This is a genomic window from Agarivorans sp. DSG3-1, assembly GCF_046774965.1.
Taxonomy (GTDB): Bacteria; Pseudomonadota; Gammaproteobacteria; order Enterobacterales; family Celerinatantimonadaceae; genus Agarivorans.
Window position 1 is genome coordinate 1,922,288 of the sequence record NZ_CP177241.1, and the last position, 19,141, is coordinate 1,941,428.

Annotated in this window: 21 protein-coding genes and 1 other RNA gene; 17 read left to right on the forward strand and 5 right to left on the reverse strand. The window is 45.1% G+C overall.

Features of this window, described 5'->3' with window-relative positions:
• Positions 1-8: 8 nt before the first annotated feature.
• Complete coding sequence (locus tag ACLD71_RS09095; protein WP_137673661.1) at positions 9-416, reverse strand: YhcB family protein; 408 nt, start codon at positions 414-416, stop codon at positions 9-11.
• 107 nt (positions 417-523) lie between these two features.
• Between ACLD71_RS09095 and zapE the strand changes: the two genes are divergently transcribed.
• The 8 genes from zapE to ACLD71_RS09135 all read left to right on the forward strand — a co-directional run bounded on the left by zapE (position 524) and on the right by ACLD71_RS09135 (position 6,588).
• Positions 524-1,642 (forward strand): cell division protein ZapE, encoded by a 1,119-nt coding sequence (gene zapE, locus ACLD71_RS09100; protein ID WP_411994304.1) that lies wholly within the window; start codon positions 524-526, stop codon positions 1,640-1,642.
• Positions 1,643-1,834: 192 nt separating this feature from the next.
• Positions 1,835-2,263, forward strand: coding sequence for a 50S ribosomal protein L13 (gene rplM, locus ACLD71_RS09105; protein WP_137673663.1), 429 nt, complete (start codon positions 1,835-1,837; stop codon positions 2,261-2,263).
• 17 nt (positions 2,264-2,280) lie between these two features.
• Entirely contained in the window at positions 2,281-2,673 is a 393-nt protein-coding gene (gene rpsI / locus ACLD71_RS09110; protein WP_040306930.1) for a 30S ribosomal protein S9, read from the forward strand.
• Positions 2,674-2,915: 242 nt separating this feature from the next.
• On the forward strand, positions 2,916-3,506 hold the full coding sequence (gene petA / locus ACLD71_RS09115) for a ubiquinol-cytochrome c reductase iron-sulfur subunit (protein ID WP_137673664.1): 591 nt from the start codon (positions 2,916-2,918) through the stop codon (positions 3,504-3,506).
• A gap of 1 nt (position 3,507) precedes the next feature.
• Positions 3,508-4,719 carry a cytochrome b gene (locus ACLD71_RS09120; RefSeq protein WP_137673665.1) on the forward strand — a complete coding sequence of 404 codons (1,212 nt, stop codon included), beginning with the start codon at positions 3,508-3,510 and terminating at the stop codon, positions 4,717-4,719.
• Positions 4,719-5,453 (forward strand): cytochrome c1, encoded by a 735-nt coding sequence (locus ACLD71_RS09125; RefSeq protein WP_303514037.1) that lies wholly within the window; start codon positions 4,719-4,721, stop codon positions 5,451-5,453. The genes ACLD71_RS09120 and ACLD71_RS09125 overlap by 1 nt, the downstream gene beginning before the upstream one ends.
• Positions 5,454-5,539: 86 nt before the next feature.
• A complete protein-coding gene (gene sspA / locus ACLD71_RS09130; RefSeq protein ID WP_137673666.1) occupies positions 5,540-6,175 on the forward strand; it encodes a stringent starvation protein SspA in 636 nt (211 codons plus the stop codon).
• 11 nt (positions 6,176-6,186) lie between these two features.
• Positions 6,187-6,588 carry a ClpXP protease specificity-enhancing factor gene (locus ACLD71_RS09135; RefSeq protein WP_303513912.1) on the forward strand — a complete coding sequence of 134 codons (402 nt, stop codon included), beginning with the start codon at positions 6,187-6,189 and terminating at the stop codon, positions 6,586-6,588.
• A gap of 50 nt (positions 6,589-6,638) precedes the next feature.
• Here the strand turns inward: ACLD71_RS09135 and dolP are convergent, their stop codons facing one another.
• From dolP to ACLD71_RS09155, 4 genes are read right to left on the reverse strand one after another with little or no spacing between them, the layout of a single operon-like run.
• Positions 6,639-7,205 carry a division/outer membrane stress-associated lipid-binding lipoprotein gene (dolP, locus tag ACLD71_RS09140; protein ID WP_411994308.1) on the reverse strand — a complete coding sequence of 189 codons (567 nt, stop codon included), beginning with the start codon at positions 7,203-7,205 and terminating at the stop codon, positions 6,639-6,641.
• A gap of 3 nt (positions 7,206-7,208) precedes the next feature.
• Entirely contained in the window at positions 7,209-7,799 is a 591-nt protein-coding gene (locus ACLD71_RS09145; protein ID WP_303553440.1) for an SIS domain-containing protein, read from the reverse strand.
• A 1-nt stretch (position 7,800) separates the two neighbouring features.
• Positions 7,801-8,148 (reverse strand): YraN family protein, encoded by a 348-nt coding sequence (locus ACLD71_RS09150; protein WP_411994310.1) that lies wholly within the window; start codon positions 8,146-8,148, stop codon positions 7,801-7,803.
• Positions 8,141-10,030, reverse strand: a complete 1,890-nt coding sequence (locus ACLD71_RS09155) for a penicillin-binding protein activator (RefSeq protein ID WP_411994312.1) — start codon at positions 10,028-10,030, stop codon at positions 8,141-8,143. The genes ACLD71_RS09150 and ACLD71_RS09155 overlap by 8 nt, the downstream gene beginning before the upstream one ends.
• A gap of 139 nt (positions 10,031-10,169) precedes the next feature.
• Here ACLD71_RS09155 and rsmI point away from each other — a divergent pair, with 139 nt between their 5' ends.
• From rsmI to mraY, 9 genes are all read left to right on the forward strand, one after another.
• Entirely contained in the window at positions 10,170-11,009 is an 840-nt protein-coding gene (gene rsmI / locus ACLD71_RS09160) for a 16S rRNA (cytidine(1402)-2'-O)-methyltransferase (RefSeq protein WP_137673671.1), read from the forward strand.
• A gap of 41 nt (positions 11,010-11,050) precedes the next feature.
• Positions 11,051-11,434: RNase P RNA component class A (gene rnpB, locus ACLD71_RS09165), an RNA gene on the forward strand.
• Positions 11,435-11,781: 347 nt separating this feature from the next.
• The gene (mraZ, locus tag ACLD71_RS09170) at positions 11,782-12,237 is read left to right on the forward strand and encodes a division/cell wall cluster transcriptional repressor MraZ (RefSeq protein WP_137673672.1); all 456 of its coding nucleotides are present in this window, start codon (positions 11,782-11,784) and stop codon (positions 12,235-12,237) included.
• A 1-nt stretch (position 12,238) separates the two neighbouring features.
• Positions 12,239-13,174 carry a 16S rRNA (cytosine(1402)-N(4))-methyltransferase RsmH gene (gene rsmH, locus ACLD71_RS09175; protein ID WP_137673673.1) on the forward strand — a complete coding sequence of 312 codons (936 nt, stop codon included), beginning with the start codon at positions 12,239-12,241 and terminating at the stop codon, positions 13,172-13,174.
• Positions 13,174-13,491: a cell division protein FtsL gene (gene ftsL / locus ACLD71_RS09180; protein WP_137673674.1), complete on the forward strand. Its 318-nt coding sequence runs from the start codon at positions 13,174-13,176 to the stop codon at positions 13,489-13,491. The genes rsmH and ftsL overlap by 1 nt, the downstream gene beginning before the upstream one ends.
• Positions 13,491-15,221, forward strand: coding sequence for a penicillin-binding transpeptidase domain-containing protein (locus ACLD71_RS09185; RefSeq protein WP_137673675.1), 1,731 nt, complete (start codon positions 13,491-13,493; stop codon positions 15,219-15,221). Before ftsL ends, ACLD71_RS09185 begins: the two co-directional genes overlap by 1 nt.
• A complete protein-coding gene (gene murE / locus ACLD71_RS09190) occupies positions 15,208-16,683 on the forward strand; it encodes a UDP-N-acetylmuramoyl-L-alanyl-D-glutamate--2,6-diaminopimelate ligase (protein WP_411994315.1) in 1,476 nt (491 codons plus the stop codon). The genes ACLD71_RS09185 and murE overlap by 14 nt, the downstream gene beginning before the upstream one ends.
• Positions 16,680-18,059, forward strand: a complete 1,380-nt coding sequence (locus ACLD71_RS09195; RefSeq protein ID WP_411994317.1) for a UDP-N-acetylmuramoyl-tripeptide--D-alanyl-D-alanine ligase — start codon at positions 16,680-16,682, stop codon at positions 18,057-18,059. The genes murE and ACLD71_RS09195 overlap by 4 nt, the downstream gene beginning before the upstream one ends.
• On the forward strand, positions 18,053-19,135 hold the full coding sequence (gene mraY, locus ACLD71_RS09200; RefSeq protein ID WP_137673678.1) for a phospho-N-acetylmuramoyl-pentapeptide-transferase: 1,083 nt from the start codon (positions 18,053-18,055) through the stop codon (positions 19,133-19,135). Before ACLD71_RS09195 ends, mraY begins: the two co-directional genes overlap by 7 nt.
• Positions 19,136-19,141 lie beyond the last annotated feature (6 nt).

Sequence of the window (19,141 nt, forward strand, 5' to 3'; positions counted from 1 at the left end):
TCAATGATTTAGCTAGCTTTACGCTGCGCTTCGGTAAATAAACCTGATGGCTCGTTAGAATAGTCTTTAGGCTGTGCGTCATTTGATTCAACGCTGTCATCTACTTCTAACTTTTCTTGATAATCGGCGAATAGCTGCGGCTGGGCTACGTCATCACTAATCAATGATTTTGACTGACTTGCCATATGCTCGTAAATGCCTTGGTACTGCTTAGCCATATCTTCAAGTAGTTGGGCACTGGTAGAAAAGTGCTCCTGAACTTGCTCTTTATAGCTATCTAATTCGGCTTTGTTTTGTGCTAACTCTTGCTTCATGCTGGCGTCGTTAGTTCCGGCTGGTTTAGATGCCATACGACTAAGGAAGAAACCAATAGCGACACCAATAAGAAGAAAAATCATACTGCTAATTGCGCTCATATTATTCCTTTGTTGGTCTTGATGAACTTTCAATATACTTGAGAATGGTTTCACATGGTACTATCAATTTTGGTCTAATTTTTGCGGGTTTTGGGAATAGGGAAAGGATGACTCCACAGCGACAATATGAGCAAGATCTGCAACGTGATGATTTTGTAAAAGACAATGCACAAGCCTTTGCAGTGGCTCAGCTACAAAGAGTTTACGAACAACTCTCTGATAAACCAGCGTTAACACTAAGCCAACCTTCTTTATTCGGAAAACTAAAAGCGCGCTTTTCGAGGAGCCAAGAAGTGGTTCGCCAGCAGAGTGTGCAAGGCCTTTATATGTGGGGTGGAGTAGGTAGGGGGAAAACCTATCTTATGGATACCTTTTTTAATTGCCTGCCGCAGCAGCGTAAAATGCGGGTGCATTTTCACCGCTTTATGCAGCGAGTTCATCACGAACTCAAAACCCTTGATGGGCAAAGCAATCCGCTTGAAATAGTCGCCGACCGTTTGATTACTGAAGCAGAGGTTATCTGTTTTGACGAGTTTTTTGTTTCAGACATTACCGACGCAATGCTGTTGGGCACTTTGTTTGAGGCCTTGTTTGAGCGTGGCGTTACGCTGGTGGCCACTTCAAATATTCCACCTGAAGATCTTTACCGAAATGGCTTACAGCGTCAGCGTTTCATGTCGACCATAAAGTTAATTCAACAACATTGCCAAATACTGAATGTAGATGGCGGTAGTGATTATAGAATGCGTACCCTTAGTGAGGCTGAGATTTATCATTACCCTTTAGATAAACAAGCTGAACAAAATCTAGCGCAATATTTTTTACAATTGTCTAACGAGCCTCGCCAGCAACTAGGTCAAATTGAAATAAATCAACGGATGATTAGTTTCGTCAACGAAGCCGACAGTGTATTGCACATAGAGTTTGCTGAGCTGTGTGAGGGCGCGCGTAGTCAATTAGATTACATTGAATTAGCAAGGCTCTACCATACGGTGTTGCTATCGGGCGTGGTAGCCATGGGAGCTAAAAATGACGACGCTGCTCGCCGCTTCATAGCCCTAATTGATGAGTTTTATGAGCGAAATGTTACGCTTATTATTGCTGCCGAGGTGGCGCTAGAGAACCTGTATAAAGGTGGGCGCTTAAGTTTTGAATTTGAACGTTGTTTGTCTCGTTTACAAGAAATGCAGTCTCACGAATATCTAGAAAGAGAACACTTACCTTAAATAATCTAGATTAAAGGTGGTTTTTTTTTGTACTTCCCCTATAATCTTGCCACCCCACGTTACATGTCACCGATTTGGTGGCACTAACAGTCAAGTCTACTCCGTATTCGAAGGGATACCATGAGTGGCTATTTTCACGTTTGTGATTTTCACAAACACGTGTGTAACAGTTATTTTGGGTTATATATACAAATGAAAACTTTTGTAGCCAAGCCAGACAGCGTAAAGCGCGACTGGTACGTTGTAGATGCAGATGGTAAAACTCTGGGTCGTATCGCAACTGAAATCGCTTCTCGCCTACGCGGTAAGCATAAAGCTGAATATACTCCTCACGTAGATACTGGCGATTACATCGTCGTAATCAACGCTGAGAAAGTAGCCGTAACGGGCAACAAAGCGAAAGGTAAAATTTACCACTCGCACACTGGTTACCCTGGTGGCTTAAAATCAATTAGCTTTGAAAAGTTAATCGATAAAGCACCTGAGCGTGTTATCCAGTCTGCAGTGAAAGGTATGTTGCCAAAAGGTCCTCTAGGCCGTGCAATGTTCCGTAAACTGAAAGTATTCGCTGGACCTGAGCACACTCATGCGGCTCAGCAACCACAAGTATTAGACATTTAAGTTACGGAATTTTAATAATGGCTGAGAATCAATACTACGGCACTGGCCGTCGCAAAAGCTCTACTGCTCGCGTATTTTTAAAAGCAGGTAGTGGTAACATCACTGTAAACAACCGCACTTTGGACGTTTACTTTGGCCGTGAAACTGCTCGTATGGTAGTTCGTCAACCACTTGAACTAACTGAATTGTTAGAGAAAGTTGACTTACTCGTTACAGTTAAAGGTGGTGGCACAACTGGTCAAGCTGGTGCTATCCGTCACGGTATTACACGTGCACTAATGGAATACGACGAAAGTCTACGTCCTGAATTACGTAAAGCTGGCTTCGTTACTCGCGATGCTCGTAAAGTTGAGCGTAAGAAAGTTGGTCTACGTAAAGCACGTCGTCGTCCGCAGTTCTCTAAACGTTAATTGCTACGCACATTCGTGTTACAAAAAAGCTCGGCTATGCCGGGCTTTTCTTTATTCTAAAAGGTTAAAAACCTTGATTTCCCTTGTCAATTTGTGTGTTTTTTATTACTATTTTGTTCGCATTTACCTGCAATAATGTAGTAGCAAGTAAACGCTACCAGTAGCAGAAAAACGCTACCTTGTGCAGCATGCCGCAAGGAAAATTACAATAATTGCGCGGATCCTTACCGGAGAGACATTGGATGAGCAACGCTCCTGTCGATGCTGGCCGTCGTCGCTTCCTAACCTGGACAACAGCTGTTGTCGGTGGTGTAGGAGCTACGTTTGCCGCAGTACCTTTTATCAGTTCATGGAATCCGAGTGCCAAAGCTAAAGCAGCTGGAGCACCGGTAGAAGTGGATGTTAGCAAAATAGAACCTGGACAATTACTACGTGTAGAATGGCGTGGTAAGCCTGTTTGGGTGGTTAGCCGTCCTCAATCGGTTCTCGATAACTTGAACACCCTTGGTGACAAGTTACGTGATCCTGACTCTGAGGAGCCTCAACAGCCCGAATACACAGTCAATGTGCATCGCTCAATTAAGCCTGAGCTTTTCATAGGTGTTGGTTTGTGTACTCACCTCGGTTGTTCGCCTACTTACTTACCTGGTAGCTTTGGTGAGCAAGTTCAAGGTGTTGAATACGGATTCTTCTGTCCATGTCATGGTTCGAAGTTTGATATGGCTGGACGGGTTTTCCAAAGTGTACCCGCACCACTGAATTTGGTTGTACCTCCTCATCACTACGTTGATGAAACAACCATTTTGGTCGGTTTGGACCAGGGAGAGGCATAAGATGAAGGCACTTATCGGTTGGATCGATGAACGGATCCCGTTGACCAAGACCTACAACAAACATGTGGGCCAATACCCAACGCCAAAAAATTTCAACTTTTGGTATATTTTTGGCTTTATCGCCATGGTGGTATTAGTTAACCAAATCCTTACAGGGATTTGGCTAACCATGAATTACAACCCATCTGGCGATGGTGCTTTTGCCTCTATTGAATACATCATGCGTGATGTGGAATATGGCTGGCTACTGCGATATATGCATTCAACGGGGGCTTCAGCCTTCTTTGTTGTGATTTATTTGCATATGTACCGCGGTTTAATTTACGGCTCTTACCAGAAACCTCGCGAACTGATTTGGTTGTTCGGGATGTTAATTTTCTTGGTATTAATGGCTGAAGCCTTTATGGGTTACTTGTTACCTTGGGGGCAAATGTCCTACTGGGGCGCGCAGGTAATTATCTCGCTGTTTGGGGCTATCCCCGTTATTGGCGATGATTTAACCCTATGGATACGTGGTGACTACGTTATCTCGGGCGCAACCCTTAACCGGTTCTTTGCACTGCATGTTATTGCACTGCCACTAGTATTGGTTATGTTGGTGTTCTTACATATTGTTGCTTTGCATGAAGTAGGGTCAAATAACCCAGACGGCATCGAGATCAAAGAGAACAAAGATGAAAACGGCTGGCCGAAGGATGGTATTCCTTTCCACCCGTACTTTACAGTAAAAGACTTAGCGGCGATTGTAGGCTTCTTGTTCTTCTTCTGCTGGGTGATGTTTTTCTTCCCAGATGGTGGAGGTTATTTCCTCGAAAAGCCAAATTTTGAAGCGGCTAACCCTCTGAAAACACCGGACCATATTGCCCCCGTTTGGTATTTCACACCGTTTTACGCCATTTTGCGTGCGGTGCCTGATAAACTGTTGGGTGTAGTAATGATGGGCTTGTCTATCGCAGTGTTGTTTGTTCTGCCGTGGTTAGACCGTTGTAAGGTTAAGTCGATTCGTTATCGCAGCACCATACATAAACTAAACATTGCACAGTTTGTAATTTGTTTCATTATCTTGGGGGTTCTAGGCGTATTACCTTCTACTCCTGCTCTAACGTTATTGGCGCAAATCACCTCTTTTGGTTACTTTGCCTATTTCTTATTACTCTGGATTTACAGTAAGAATGAGAAAACTAAGCCACTTCCAGATAGGGTAACTAAATGATGAAAAATGTCTTTTTAGCATTAGCGTTACTTGTCCCTAGCTTAGCGTTTGGGGCGGGTGGCAACGTACACTTAGACAAAGCCAATTACGACCTGACTGACAATGCCTCGTTGCAAAATGGTGCTAAGTTGTTCATGAACTATTGCTTCGGTTGTCATAGTACTCAGTACCAACGTTATAACCGCGTAGCTGAAGATTTAGGTATTCCAGTTAAATTAATGGAAGAAAACTTGATTTTTACCGGGGTAAAACCGGGTGAATTGATGGAAAATGCGATTCAGGAAGATGATGCAGCTAAATGGTTTGGTGCCCCAGCGCCAGATTTAACTTTGGTTGCTCGAGTGCGTGGAGCAGATTGGGTTTATACTTACCTACGTACATTTTACGTTGATGAGACTCGTCCATTTGGGGTGAATAACAAAGTTTTCCCAAGTGTTGGTATGCCACATGTATTGCAAGAGTTGCAAGGTGTACCTAATGCGGTCTACGAAACAAGAATGATTGATGGTGAAGAACAGCAAATCTATGTTGGCATCGAATCAGATGGTAGCGGTGAGATGAGCGATGATGAATATGACCACGCAGTATTAGACCTAGTTAACTTCTTGGTTTATTCAGCTGAACCTATTCAGCTAGAGCGTAAACGCCTAGGCTATTGGGTGTTAGGGTTCTTATTTATCTTCTTTATTATTAGTTATCTATTGAAGAAAGAATACTGGCGCGACGTACACTAAGTCATAAGCTAGTATTTGTTTATCGGCAATAGCATTTATGCTGTTGCCGTTTGTGTATTTATTTTTGATGGTTTTTGGAGGATTCAATGGCTGTAGCTGCCAACAAGCGTTCGGTAATGACGCTATACTCTGGTGCTAACGACTTATATAGTCATCAGGTACGTATCGTATTGGCTGAGAAAGGCGTCAGCGTAGAAATTAATCAGGTTGATCCGGATAACTTGCCGGAAGATTTGATTGATTTGAATCCGTACAGCTCTGTTCCTACCTTGGTTGATCGTGAATTGGTGTTATACCAATCTCAGATTATTATGGAATATTTAGACGAGCGTTTTCCTCATCCGCCACTAATGCCGGTTTATCCTGTATCTCGTGGTTCAAGTCGTTTAATGATGCATCGCATCAAAAATGACTGGTATACATTGGTTGAGCAAATTGAAAAAGGCGACAACGCTGATGCAGCGCGCAAACAATTAACCGAAAGTTTAATTGGTATCGCTCCTGTTTTTGCTGAAATGCCTTACTTCATGAGTGAAGAATTCAGCTTAGTAGATTGCTACCTAGCACCGTTATTGTGGCGCTTACCTACTTTAGGTATTGAGCTAGTAGGTAATGGTTCTAAAGAGATTAAGTCTTACATGATCCGTGTATTCGACCGTGAATCTTTCCAAGCATCATTAACTGATTCTGAACGCGAAATTCGCGATGGGTTCTTAGGTTAATGACTAGCGAGATGACGCCAAATAGGCCTTATTTACTTAAGGCTTTTTTTGACTGGTTGTTAGATAACGAATTAACACCGCATTTGGTGGTAGACGCAACGCAAAGCAACGTAACGGTTCCCAGTCAGTTTGTTAATGACGGACAGATAGTATTGAATATTGCCCCCTCTGCGGTAGGTGCATTTAGTATGGATTTGGAGCATGTTGGCTTTAGTGCGCGGTTTGGCGGTAAGCCTTTTCAAGTGTATGTGCCTATGGCCGCGGTTGTAGCCATTTACGCTCGCGAGAATGGCGCTGGTACGGTATTTGAGCCTGAAGCTGCTTACGAGCCAGCAGAAGAGCTTGAAAGCGATGTACAGACTGAGGTGGTAGAAGAACCACCAAAGAAACCTACGCTAACGATCGTTAAATAAAAAAAGCGCCAACTGGCGCTTTTTTTGTGTCTTAATTTGAGCATTTAGCTTTAGTCTACTAACTCAAATACCTTAATGACTTTGCTTACACCTGTTTCATGTCTGGCAATATCAATGGCTAGGCTCTCTTCTTGAGCGGTAACAACACCAATCAAAAACACTTCGCTATCTTCTGTGATTACTTTGATTTTTCCTGGTGGAAGCTTACTGTCTTCATATATCTTAAACTTCACTTTGGTCGTAATCCACGAATCGTTACTGCGCACACCCAGTGAGACGGGGGGCTTGATACGAACTTCATTCAGTACCTGCTGAACTCCTTCAACCTCTTTTACAATTTGGGTAATTTGGTTAAAGTTTTCTTCGCTTGGTGTTTGCCCAACAATTAACGTTCGACCATTTAAGGCCACAACAGAAAGTTTACTGTTACGCCAAATCTCATCTGATTGACCTAAGGCATTTAATGCTTGTAGCTCAATCCCTTGATCGTCAAACTGCGTGCCAATTGTGCGTCTATCGGTGGCTGCGCCTGCTGCAACCCCTGCTCCTACTACCACCGCTCCAGCACAAGCTTGAAGCAGCCCGGCTAAAACGATAATGCTGACTAAACGTAACATCCTCTAATCCTCTTGTTGGGGAAACAACGTACGGTCGACTAAATCACATAAACTATTTAGGGCCAGTAAGTGTACTTCGTTGATTCGAACACTTTGCTCGCCTGGTACTCTAATCTCTACATCTTGCTCACTAAGTAAACCTGCCATTTCTCCGCCATCTTTACCAGTGAGGCCAATAATACTCATGTCGCGATTCACTGCCGCTTCCATGGCTTTAATCACATTACGGCAGTTGCCAGAGTCGGAAATAGCCACCAAAATGTCGCCTTGTTGCCCTAGAGCGCGAATTTGCTTGGCAAATATTTCATCAAAAGAATAATCGTTAGCGATAGCCGACAACACTGAGCTGTCGGTACTTAAGGCCAATGCCGGTAAGCTTGGGCGTTCGGTATCAAAGCGGTTGACTAAGTTGGCCGAGAACTGTTGAGCCAGTGCTGCAGCCGAGCCATTGCCTGCAATCAGCAATTTATTACCATTAAGTAAAGCTTGCGCAATAATAATAGTGGCCTTTTCAATAGCATCAGGCAGGGCCTCGGCTGCGGCTATTTTTGTCTGAATGCTTTCTCTAAAGATTTCTTTTATTCGTTCTTGCATCTCATTCCCCAAAGGCGTTTTGGAACCATTCCAAGTGCGGTGCTTGTTCCTGAATGGCCACTACGTCAAAACGCATGGCAGTATCAAATTGGTTCAAATTTTGTTGTTGTAAGTAGTGTTGCGCACTTAGCAATATTTTACGTATTTTATGCTGATCAACTGCTGCTACTGCGCCGCCAAAATCACGGCTTTTGCGGTATTTAACTTCAACAAATACCCAGGTGTCAGCCTGCTTACAAATTAAATCTATTTCGCCTCGTCGGCAATGATAGTTCTGCTCGACCAGCGTTAGCCCTTGCTGTTTTAGGTAGTTAGCCGCTTGTTGTTCGGCGGCTTGGCCTTTATTCAACAGGACTTTCTTGATTATTGCTTTCTTGAACAGTGCTTTCTTGAATCGTGTCAGCTTGAATTTCCAAGGGAACCAATTGACCATTTTTATACTGTGTCCACGTTAGCTGGCGTACGACTAAACCTTGTTGGTCAACGCTTAGATTTCCGGTTAAGCCTTTAAACTGATACTCAGAGTAACCACGCATCTGTGCCAATTGGTTAATTAAACTGTAAGCATCGTAACCTAGGCCATACAGGCGTTTTTGCGAGTCTGATGAGCTCGGCCATAGCTGTTGGTGGCGAATCGAGTTCACCGACTGTTGTTCAAGTATCCAAGGCATCTCGCTAATGTAAATACCGTCCAACTCGTTTTCGCTGGTTTCATCATTTTTATCGTAGCTGCGCGAGCTTGCGTACAAACGTGGGTTAGCAGCAAAGGGGCTTACGGTAACATCAATAAAGGCCTTTATCAGTTTGGTTTCAGTATTGGTACCGACTAAGTACAGCGAGTTTGCATCGCTGCGAGAACGCACTTCAGCTTCAATATCTTGGCCAACAATTTGTTTAAACTGGCTAATGCGTTGTTGGCTGGTATCGGTGTGTAATAGCTTACGCACGGCACGCTGTAAATCGTTGCGGTTTGCGTAAAAAACAACATCTACTGGCGAACTTGAGTGCAGTTTCCACTCTTCACTAAAGGCTTCCCCCATGCGAGTGCCCAAGCTACTTTGTGGCGCTAAAACAAGTGGGTTTTGTTCTTCTCGCTGAGCCATGAATTGCGCGGCTTGTTTAGCTTCGTCTTCTGGAGACAGTGGAAAGAAGAATTGAGCTTCATTTTCGGTCGCTTGAATATCGTTAAGTGCAAACACTGGCATGCTCGGGGCAAGATTTACCAAGCTACGTAGCTGTGATTTAAGCAATGGCCCAACAATAAAGTCTATTTGGTCTAGCTCCAATTGTGGATATAGCGTTTCCATAGCCTGGGCTTGAGTGTCGTAAAATACCAATTCGGCATCACTATAAAACTCGCTTTGTTGATCTAAGAAAGCCGATACTAGCCCGTCTTTTACCGCTAAAGCGTTGCTTTGATACTTACCGGTTAATGGCAACAACACGGCGATTTTTTTAGGGGCGTAAGGACTAATGCTTAATGCTTTTGCCAAATCACCGCCCACATAGTCTAGAGCTGGGTGCTCTGGGTAATCAGTTTTCCAATCTTGAAGAGTAGCAATCAACTTTTCTGGAGACTGCTTGGGTTCATTACTAATCGCTACAATTTCTAACCAGCCGTTTCTTAGCTCGTTACCAGGCTGCTGAAAGCTGCGTAGGGTAAACGCAGTTAGTGGTTTTAGCTGTTGCCAAATGTTTTGGTGGTTACCTTCGCGAGACTCTTCTGCTAAGTAGCGGTCTAGCTCAATATACGCGCCTGCTGCGGCTAGTGGGTTGTTTTGTTGGTGGTAGATATCACCACGGCTCAGGTAATAAGCAAACCAGTAATCATCGGGTAGTTGCCAAAGTGGGTCAAAATCTAATATGCCCAGCGCTTTTGTGTAATTGCCTTGCTGCTGTTGGGCATAGGCTTGCACGATTCGTAAACCTGCTGCTTGCTTGGGCGTGGCGGCTTGTTTACTGAGTGATGTGGTTACCGCATCACCTGCTTGATACATACCTTGCTGGTAGTAGGCTTTAGCCGCAAGTAACTCCCACTCAAAGCTTTGTTCAACCGGCGCGATGCTGGCCTGATCCAAGTAAAACTCTGCGTTATGTTCTGGCGCAAGTGCAATTGACGGTAATTCAATGGCAACAATGGGTGGCTTGGTTGGGCCACTTGTACAGGCCGCGAGTATAAGCACAAGGCTTAAACTGATATAACGTAGCGCTGAAATCAGGTTATGTTTCAAGGTTCATACCACTAGTATTGATTAGTTAGTGCATATATTAAGAGCCTAACGCTAAATAATCTACAATCGAAGTGGCGAAAGATTGAGGCAAGTGACGCTTTTGATTAAAGTAGAGGCCGTTTTTACCAGAGGTTAGTTTATGTCAGCTATCGGCACCTTATATATTGTGGCAACTCCCATCGGCAATTTGGCTGATATTACATTACGTGCTATCGAGGTGCTAAAAAACGTATCGATGATTGCCGCAGAGGACACTCGCAATACCGGTCGTTTATTGTCCCACTACGAAATTGGTACTCGTTGTGTTGCTGTACACGACCATAATGAACAGCAAAAAATTGCTTGGTTAGAGCAAAACTTGTTGGAGGGTAAAGACATTGCTCTAGTGTCTGACGCTGGCACGCCACTGATTAATGACCCAGGTTATCATTTGGTCAATGCTTTTCGAGCGAAAGGTTACCCTGTGGTGCCATTACCGGGCGCATGTGCGGCGATAGCGGCCTTATCGGTAGCGGGTTTGCCTACTGACCGCTTTCTATATGAAGGCTTTCTACCTGCTAAAACTAAAGCGCGCCAAGAGCGACTTAACGAGTTACGCCAAGAAACGCGTACGGTTGTGTATTACGAGTCACCTCACCGTATCGTTGATAGCTTGGCGGATATAGTTTTGTGTTTAGGGGATGAGCGTCAGGTTGTGATGGCGCGCGAAATCACTAAAACCTTTGAAACGATAAAGTCGTTACCGGCCGCCGAGCTATTAGCGTGGGTAAAGGCGGATGCCAATCAACAGAAAGGTGAAATAGTGTTGGTGGTGTCGGGGCACCAAAAAAACAATGAGCAATTACCGGTAGATGCCTTAGATACGCTTAAATTATTGCAAACCGAACTGCCTTTAAAAAAAGCGGCTGCGCTTACCGCTAAAATCTACGGATTGAAGAAAAATGCGCTCTATGAATATGGCTTAAAACAAGCAGAATAAGCGCTATTCTTGCTGCCTATAGTTTGCTATAGTCCGCCACCGGAGTTGGCTAGACAACCGCTGCTTCGTCGTTGTGTGCTCTTTCGAGAGTGGCAGACGGGCGAAGGGGAGGAAAGTCCGGGCTCTATAGGGTAGGGTGCCAGGTAACGCCTGGGGGGCGCGAGCCCACGACAAGTGCAGCAGAGAGAAGACCGCCGATGGCTCATTCGTGAGTACAGGTAAGGCTGAAAGGGTGCGGTAAGAGCGCACCGCGCATCTGGTAACAGATTGCGGCGAGGTAAACTCCACCCGGAGCAAGGCCAAATAGGCCCCCTTAAGGCGCGACCCGCGTTGGGGGCGGGTAGGCTGCTTGAGCCGTTAAGCAATTAACGGCCTAGACGAATGGTTGTTCACGACAAAACCCGGCTTATCGGCCAACTCCCTCTAATTTTAAAGCCCTGTTGCTATGCCAACAGGGCTTTTCTGTTTTTATTATCAAAAACTGCGAGCGAATCTCTGCTAACTCAGCCTTCACTGTTTGTCTTTAAACAAAAAAACGACATTTAATTTGAATTATTTTTTACAGCAAATCTGCCTTGCTGCTTTGTATATCAAGTCTTTAGCCTTTTCTTATTTAAAGCTGGTGGAAATTTGTTCATTTTCTTGCTCAAGGTCGCTTGCAAAGGGGGAGACTCGTCCTTAAACTTAGTGAATTGTGGGATAAAGTGGATCTAAGTGGATCTATTTGACCAACAACTGAATTTAGTTAGGGATAAATGGGGAATTAACACTGATGTTACGTGGTGCCAGCTCAATCAATCTAGACGCGAAAGGACGGCTTACTATGCCGACCCGTTATCGCGAGTGGTTGATGGACGAGTGCCACGGGCAAATGGTGTGCACCATCGACATTAATCATCGTTGTTTATTGCTTTATCCATTAGCCGAATGGGAAGAAATAGAGCGCAAACTTAAACGCCTTTCTAGCATGAATCCTGCCGAGCGCCGCTTGCAGCGTTTGCTATTGGGCTATGCCGATGATTGTGAAATGGATAAAAACGGCCGCTTGCTCATTCCGCCTCCACTGCGCCAACATGCCAGCTTGGAGAAAAAAATTATGCTAGTCGGGCAACTCAATAAGTTTGAGTTATGGTCAGACGAGCAGTGGCAGCAACAAATTGCTGCAGATATTGCCCTAGAAGAGGACGTTGATATGTTAACCGATAACCTAAAGGATTTTTCACTTTAGCATGAGTACTGAATTTGCCCATACCTCGGTACTGCTGCAGGAATGTATCGACGGTTTAGCCATTAAAGAAGATGGTATTTATGTAGATGGCACCTTTGGTAGAGGTGGACATAGTCGCGCTATTTTGCAGCACTTAGGCCCAAACGGCAGACTCATTGCTATCGACCGTGATCCTCGCGCTATTGAAGCGGCCAAGCAATTTGCTAACGACCCGCGCTTTCAAATTGTTCATGGGCCATTCTCGGGGATAGAAAAATACATTACTGAGCTAGGTTTAGCCAAAAAAATAGACGGCGTATTACTCGATCTTGGTGTGTCTTCACCGCAGTTAGATGATGCAGAGCGTGGCTTTAGCTTTTTACGTGATGGCCCATTAGATATGCGCATGGATACTTCGCAAGGCCAAACGGCTGCGCAGTGGTTAACTCACGCGGCCGAAGAAGACATTGCTTGGGTTATAAAAACCTTTGGCGAAGAAAAGTTTGGTAAACGTATTGCTCACGGCATTGTGAATGCTAGAGCGGAAACCGAGCTCACCGGTACCTTGCAGTTAGCCAAGATTATTGATGAAGCCTGCCCAGTTAAAGACAAATTTAAACATCCTGCTACCCGTAGCTTTCAGGCTATACGCATCTATATAAATAGTGAGTTGGATGAAATTGACACAGCTTTATTGGGCGCAATGAATAGCCTTGCTACCGATGGGCGATTAGCGGTAATTAGCTTCCATTCTTTAGAAGACAGAATGGTAAAACGCTTTATTCGCAAGCAAGAAAAGGGTGAGCAATATCCAAGAGGTTTGCCATTAACCGAAGAGCAACTGGCTAGTGGCCGTTACTTAAAAGCGGTGAGTCGTGCTATCAAGCCTAGTGCCGCCGAAATAGAAGTTAACCCGCGTTCGCGCAGTTCAGTATTGCGAGTAGCTAGACGATTGTAATGAGCGAGCTTAATCGCCAGCCCAATTTGTTACGGGCAATGTTAAAAGACCTGTGGCGTAACAAACAGCAATTTTTGTTGTTAATTGCCGCCGTAGTATCGGCTTTTTGCGTGGTATGGGCCACTCACCATACTCGTATGTTTGTGGAGCAACGTGAGTTGTTGATGATGAGCCGTGACGAGTTAAATGTAGAGTGGCGACACCTATTAATTGAACAGAATGCCTTGGCTGAACACAGCCGCATTGAGAGCATCGCCAAGAAACGCTTGGATATGCATCGACCTAAAATTAAAGATCAAGTGGTAATAAGGCAGTAATGAACAGTAAAGCAAACAAACATGGACTGTTTATTCATTGGCGCTTTGTGCTAGTGATGGCAGTAGTTTGCCTGGTGTTTACCGCTCTGGTTAGTCGCGCTGCCTATATCCAAGTAATTGCGCCTGATATGTTAATTGAGCAAGGCGATTTACGTTCTATTCGAACCAAGACGGGTTACGCTGAACGTGGCGTAATTACCGACCGTTTAGGCAACGAACTGGCTGTTAGTGTACCGGTGCGTGCGGTGTGGGCCGACCCTAAGCATGTTGCTGATCAACATAGTTTTGAAAACAAAGAAGCCTGGGTTGCTCTTGCCAAAGTACTTGATACCGATGTAGATAGCCTGCAGCAACGGGTTAGTAACCCAAAACGTCGCTTTGTATATCTGCAACGCCAAGTCAGTGCAGCAGTGGCAGGGTACGTAGAAAAACTCAAAATTAAAGGTGTCTACTTAAAGCCTGAATCACGTCGTTTTTACCCTACCGGTGAAGTGAGTGCTCACCTTGTTGGCTTTACCAACATTGACGATAATGGCTTAGAAGGCATTGAACGTAGCTACGATGACTGGTTAACGGGTGAGCCGGGCAAGCGTAAAGTACGTAAAGATCGCCTTGGCCGAGTGGTTGAAGATTTAGCGGTCATTCATCAAGCGAAACAAGCTCAAAACATCGCCTTAAGTATCGATCAACGAATTCAAGCCATTGCCTATCGCGAGCTCAAGAAAGCAGTAGCAGATACTCAAGCTACGTCGGGCAGTGTGGTGGTGTTAGACATTGATACTGGCGAAGTGCTAGCGATGGCTAACAGCCCGTCGTTCAATCCTAATAACCGTAACGAATTCCAAAGTTATCGCTATCGCAATCGCGCGATTACCGATAGTTACGAGCCTGGTTCAACAGTAAAACCGTTATCGGTTATTGCGGCTTTAGAGCGTGACCACATTGGCGCGACCAGCATGATCAATACGAACCCAGGTTGGATGCAGATTGGCGGTAGACGTGTACGAGACTCACGGAACTACGGAGAAATCAGCCTCACCAAGGTTATTCAAAAATCCAGCAACGTTGCCACGAGTCAATTAGCTCTTAAAGTGGGCGTAGAAGGTATGTTAGATACTTTCTATGACGTGGGATTTGGTAACGACTCAGGCCTAGGTTTAGTGGGTGAGTCTGGCGGTCAAATGCCGCAGCGTCGCCGCTGGTCAGATTTCGAGTTAGCTACTTTATCCTTTGGTTATGGCTTGATGGTCACGCCGTTACAGTTAGCACAAGCCTATGCAACCATGGGCTCTGGCGGCGTATTCCGCCCAACGTCAATTATTAAGTTACAACAAGCGGCTACCGGAGAGCGGGTGTTTGAGCAAAACAAGGCTCAAGCCGTTTTAGAGATGATGGAGTCGGTGATTCAAGATGGCGGTACTGGGCAAAAAGCTGCCGTACCCGGTTATCGTGTTGCGGGTAAAACTGGCACAAGCCGTAAAGCGGTGCGTGGCGGCTATGGTGATGACTACGTTGCTATTTTTGCTGGCGTAGCCCCCGTAAGTAACCCCAAGCTGGCCATTGCTGTATTTGTTAATGAGCCGAAAAATGATCGTTATTATGGTGGCGATGTTGCTGCACCGGTGTTTTCAAAAGTGATGCAGGGTGGATTGCAGTATTTAAATGTAGCCCCTGACGACAACAACAGCAAAGTTGTACAGCTAAATGGAGGCAGCAATGGCAACACCTGATTTATCTGCCCTGTTAGCCCGATTTGCTATTTCGGTTGCACCCGACATTAGTTTTAAACATCTCTCGCTTAACAGCCGAGAGATTACCTCTGGTGACATCTTCGTGGCGGTAAAAGGCCATCAAGTAGACGGTAGAAATTACATCGAAGCAGCCATTAGTGCGGGTGCTGTAGCGGTCATTGTTGACGCGGATGATGAAAAGGATCATGGCCATATCTCGTGGCTAAATAAAGTGCCTTGCATTCAATTTTGGCGTTTAAATCGTCAGTTGTCACAATTGGCTTCGTCGGCCTATTTCCCTGATGGTAACCCTCTAACACTGGTTGGGGTGACTGGCACAAACGGCAAAAGTACCGTTACTCATTTAATTGCTAATTTAGCCAACTTAAATGGAGTACCTGCAGCGGTAACCGGTACTTTAGGTAATGGTAAGCCCGGGCAGTTGATCGCTAGCGAGAATACCACTGCTGATGCAATTACAATTCAACGCCAGCTAGCAGAGATGCACCAACAGGGATTCAAGTTAGTAGCGATGGAGATTTCTTCTCACGGATTGGTGCAACAACGTGTGGCGAGTGTCCCTTTTAAGGTGGCTATTTTTACAAATTTAAGCCGTGACCATTTAGATTATCACGGCAGCATGGCGGAATATGGTCGCGCCAAGCAAGCCCTGTTTGATTGGCCAAGTTTAGAGTGTCGCTTAATCAATGCCGATGATGGCTTTGGTAAGCAGTTATTACAGCATTACCCAAGCGCTCAAGCCTTGTCTCTGGAAGATAGCCGAGCCGCGTGGCAAATTGGTGATTTACAGTTCAGTGAACTAGGGGCGAGTGGCTATTTACTCAGCCCAGATGCCAGCCATGAAAAAGTGCATTTTCAAAGCCCGCTATTAGGGCGGTTTAATGCCGACAACTTATTAGCGGCGATAGCTTGTTTGCAGCATATTGGCCTTGAATTAGCCGATATTATTGAGTCGCTACCAAAGCTAAATGCAGTGCCCGGAAGAATGGAATTGTTTACGGGTCAGTGTTCTGTGGTAGTGGATTATGCACATACACCTGATGCGCTAGATAAAGCCCTAGGCGCACTGCGTCAGCATTGTCATGGCAAGCTTATTTGTATCTTTGGCTGTGGTGGTGATCGTGACAAGGGTAAGAGGCCACTAATGGCGGCCATTGCAGAGCAAAAAGCGGATCAAGTGATAGTGACCGACGATAACCCACGATTTGAAGATGCTAACGCAATCGTAGAAGACATTCTGTTGGGCTTTCAGCATAAAGAGCAAGTAACGGTCGTTCATGAACGCTCGGCTGCTATCGCTCAAGCGATTGAACAAAGTGGCGCGAAAGACATTATTTTGGTAGCCGGTAAAGGCCATGAGAGCTATCAAATTATTGGTGCAGAAGTACGAGATTATGATGAGCGTGCGTTAGTGCAGCAGTTAGTGGGGGCATCAGTATGATTCCATTAACGCTTGCTGAGTTACAAGCTCCGTTAAATGCCCAGCTACATGGCGAAGACTTAACAATTGAACAGGTGAGTACAGATACTCGCCAAGCCATGCCTAAGGGTTTGTTTATTGCCCTAGTAGGAGAGCGATTTGATGCCCATGAATTTGCCGATAAAGCGCTTGAACAAGGCGCTATTGCCTTAATTGTAGAGCGTAAGCTAGCGCTAAATGTGCCTCAATTAGTGGTGGCAAATTGCCGTATTGCTTTAGGGCAAGTAGGCAGTTACTTACGTGAAAAACTAGGCCTAGCATGCTGTGCGATTACCGGCAGTAACGGTAAAACAACGGTAAAAGAAATGTGCGGCGCTATTTTGGCTCAGTCAAAACAAGTGCTAGCCACTCAAGGCAATTTTAACAATGACATCGGTGTTCCGCTGTCTTTATTGCGTGCAGAGCCTCAGCATGAAGTGGGTGTTTTGGAATTGGGGGCAAACCATATTGGTGAAATCGCCTACACCGTTAATTTAGTTAAGCCTCAAGCGGCGTTGATCAATAACGTTTCTGACGCTCACATCGAAGGCTTTGGCGACCAACATGGCGTGCTAAAAGCAAAATCAGAATTGTTTTTGGACTTAACGGCTGAGCAAACCGCTATTTGTGAGCTAGGTTCTGAATATCAAGCTTATCTTGATAAAGCCGCAAGCCCAGCTACCGTGCAGCATTTTTCTTTGGACAATAAGCTAGCCGATTTCTTTGCCAGCAACATCAATTCGATTGGCTTAACAGGCAGTCGATTTAGCTTACATACTCCTCTAGGGCAGGTTGATGTTCAAATAAATTTAGCCGGTGAGCATAATGTTAAAAACGCAGTCGCTGCTGCGGCCTTGGCTATGGCTATGGGGGCTAATTTACAGCACATTCAACGAGGTTTGGCCTCGCTCGAGAAAGTGCCCGGCAGGGTGAACCTTCAATCGTTGAGTGCGTCTATCAATTTGATCGACGATAGCTACAACGCAAACCCAGCATCATTTAATGCTGCGGTGGATATTCTGGCAAGTTTTGAAGGTAAGCGCTTCCTCATTGCTGGTGCTATGGGAGAGATGGGGCAGCAAACTAAACAGGTGCATAAAGACTTAGTGAGCAGAGCGCTTGACAGCAACATCAGCTTGTATTCTTATGGCGCGTCTTTTGACGAGGTGCTGGCTGAAATTGGTCAGTCCTCACTAGGTTTTGACAGCCATGTCACGCTAGTTAAGCAGTTGATTAAAAGCTTAGAAAAGCAAGCCGGCAAAGCCTCGCTTGTTCTGGTGAAAGGGTCGCGGTCGACCCACATGGAAAATGTCGTTAAACAGTTACAGCAATATTATAAGAAGGGTTTGGAATGTTAGTTTGGTTGGCGGAATATCTGCAGCAATACTTTAGTGGATTTTCGCTATTTGGTTACTTAACTTTTCGCGCCATTGTTAGTGCGTTAACGGCTTTGGTATTTGGTTTGTGGATGGGGCCAAAACTGATTCGTCGTTTACAACTACTACAAATTGGCCAAACAGTCCGTAACGACGGTCCTGAGTCGCATTTAAGCAAGTCAGGCACGCCGACGATGGGCGGTGTATTGATCATTGCGTCAGTATTTTTATCTACCTTACTGTGGGCACGTTTAGATAACCCTTATGTATGGGTTATGTTGTTTGTTTTTGGTAGTTACGGTGCCATTGGTTTTGTTGATGATTACCGCAAAGTTATACGTAAAGATCCTGCAGGATTAATTGCCCGCTGGAAGTATTTTTGGCAATCGGTGGTTGCGCTTATTGTTGCTGTGTATTTGTTCTGGAGCGCTGACTCCGCAGCGCAAACTCAGCTGGTGCTGCCGTTTATTAAAGACATAATGCCTCAATTGGGTTGGCTGTTTATTCCGCTTACTTATTTGGTAATTGTAGGTAGCAGCAACGCGGTAAATTTAACCGACGGTTTAGACGGCTTAGCCATTATGCCGAGCGTAATGGTGGCATCGGCCTTTGCGCTAATTGCTTATTTAACCGGTAACGTTAACTTTTCTAGCTATTTGTTCATTCCATACATTCCTGAGTCTAGTGAGCTAGTTATTGTGTGTATGGCCATGGTGGGCGCTGGCTTGGCATTTCTTTGGTTCAATACCTATCCTGCGCAGGTATTTATGGGCGATGTAGGTTCATTAGCCATTGGTGCTGCACTAGGTGCAGTAGCCGTGTTGGTTCGCCAAGAATTATTGTTAGTGATTATGGGCGGGGTTTTTGTCATGGAAACTGTGTCGGTGATTTTGCAAGTGGGGTCTTACAAGTTACGCGGACAGCGAATTTTTCGTATGGCGCCCATTCATCACCATTACGAGCTTAAAGGCTGGCCTGAACCGCGAGTGATTGTGCGCTTTTGGATTATATCGCTGATTTTAGTTTTGATTGGCTTGGCAACATTAAAAGTTAGATAGAGTTAG

What these genes read in the sequence shown, in the direction of transcription:
- ACLD71_RS09095 (WP_137673661.1), bottom strand. Translation starts at nt 416, where the DNA reads ATGAGCGCAATTAGCAGTATGATTTTTCTTCTTATTGGTGTCGCTATT.
- zapE (WP_411994304.1), top strand. Translation starts at nt 524, where the DNA reads ATGACTCCACAGCGACAATATGAGCAAGATCTGCAACGTGATGATTTT.
- rplM (WP_137673663.1), top strand. Translation starts at nt 1,835, where the DNA reads ATGAAAACTTTTGTAGCCAAGCCAGACAGCGTAAAGCGCGACTGGTAC.
- rpsI (WP_040306930.1), top strand. Translation starts at nt 2,281, where the DNA reads ATGGCTGAGAATCAATACTACGGCACTGGCCGTCGCAAAAGCTCTACT.
- petA (WP_137673664.1), top strand. Translation starts at nt 2,916, where the DNA reads ATGAGCAACGCTCCTGTCGATGCTGGCCGTCGTCGCTTCCTAACCTGG.
- ACLD71_RS09120 (WP_137673665.1), top strand. Translation starts at nt 3,508, where the DNA reads ATGAAGGCACTTATCGGTTGGATCGATGAACGGATCCCGTTGACCAAG.
- ACLD71_RS09125 (WP_303514037.1), top strand. Translation starts at nt 4,719, where the DNA reads ATGAAAAATGTCTTTTTAGCATTAGCGTTACTTGTCCCTAGCTTAGCG.
- sspA (WP_137673666.1), top strand. Translation starts at nt 5,540, where the DNA reads ATGGCTGTAGCTGCCAACAAGCGTTCGGTAATGACGCTATACTCTGGT.
- ACLD71_RS09135 (WP_303513912.1), top strand. Translation starts at nt 6,187, where the DNA reads ATGACGCCAAATAGGCCTTATTTACTTAAGGCTTTTTTTGACTGGTTG.
- dolP (WP_411994308.1), bottom strand. Translation starts at nt 7,205, where the DNA reads ATGTTACGTTTAGTCAGCATTATCGTTTTAGCCGGGCTGCTTCAAGCT.
- ACLD71_RS09145 (WP_303553440.1), bottom strand. Translation starts at nt 7,799, where the DNA reads ATGCAAGAACGAATAAAAGAAATCTTTAGAGAAAGCATTCAGACAAAA.
- rsmI (WP_137673671.1), top strand. Translation starts at nt 10,170, where the DNA reads ATGTCAGCTATCGGCACCTTATATATTGTGGCAACTCCCATCGGCAAT.
- mraZ (WP_137673672.1), top strand. Translation starts at nt 11,782, where the DNA reads ATGTTACGTGGTGCCAGCTCAATCAATCTAGACGCGAAAGGACGGCTT.
- rsmH (WP_137673673.1), top strand. Translation starts at nt 12,239, where the DNA reads ATGAGTACTGAATTTGCCCATACCTCGGTACTGCTGCAGGAATGTATC.
- ftsL (WP_137673674.1), top strand. Translation starts at nt 13,174, where the DNA reads ATGAGCGAGCTTAATCGCCAGCCCAATTTGTTACGGGCAATGTTAAAA.
- ACLD71_RS09185 (WP_137673675.1), top strand. Translation starts at nt 13,491, where the DNA reads ATGAACAGTAAAGCAAACAAACATGGACTGTTTATTCATTGGCGCTTT.
- murE (WP_411994315.1), top strand. Translation starts at nt 15,208, where the DNA reads ATGGCAACACCTGATTTATCTGCCCTGTTAGCCCGATTTGCTATTTCG.
- ACLD71_RS09195 (WP_411994317.1), top strand. Translation starts at nt 16,680, where the DNA reads ATGATTCCATTAACGCTTGCTGAGTTACAAGCTCCGTTAAATGCCCAG.
- mraY (WP_137673678.1), top strand. Translation starts at nt 18,053, where the DNA reads ATGTTAGTTTGGTTGGCGGAATATCTGCAGCAATACTTTAGTGGATTT.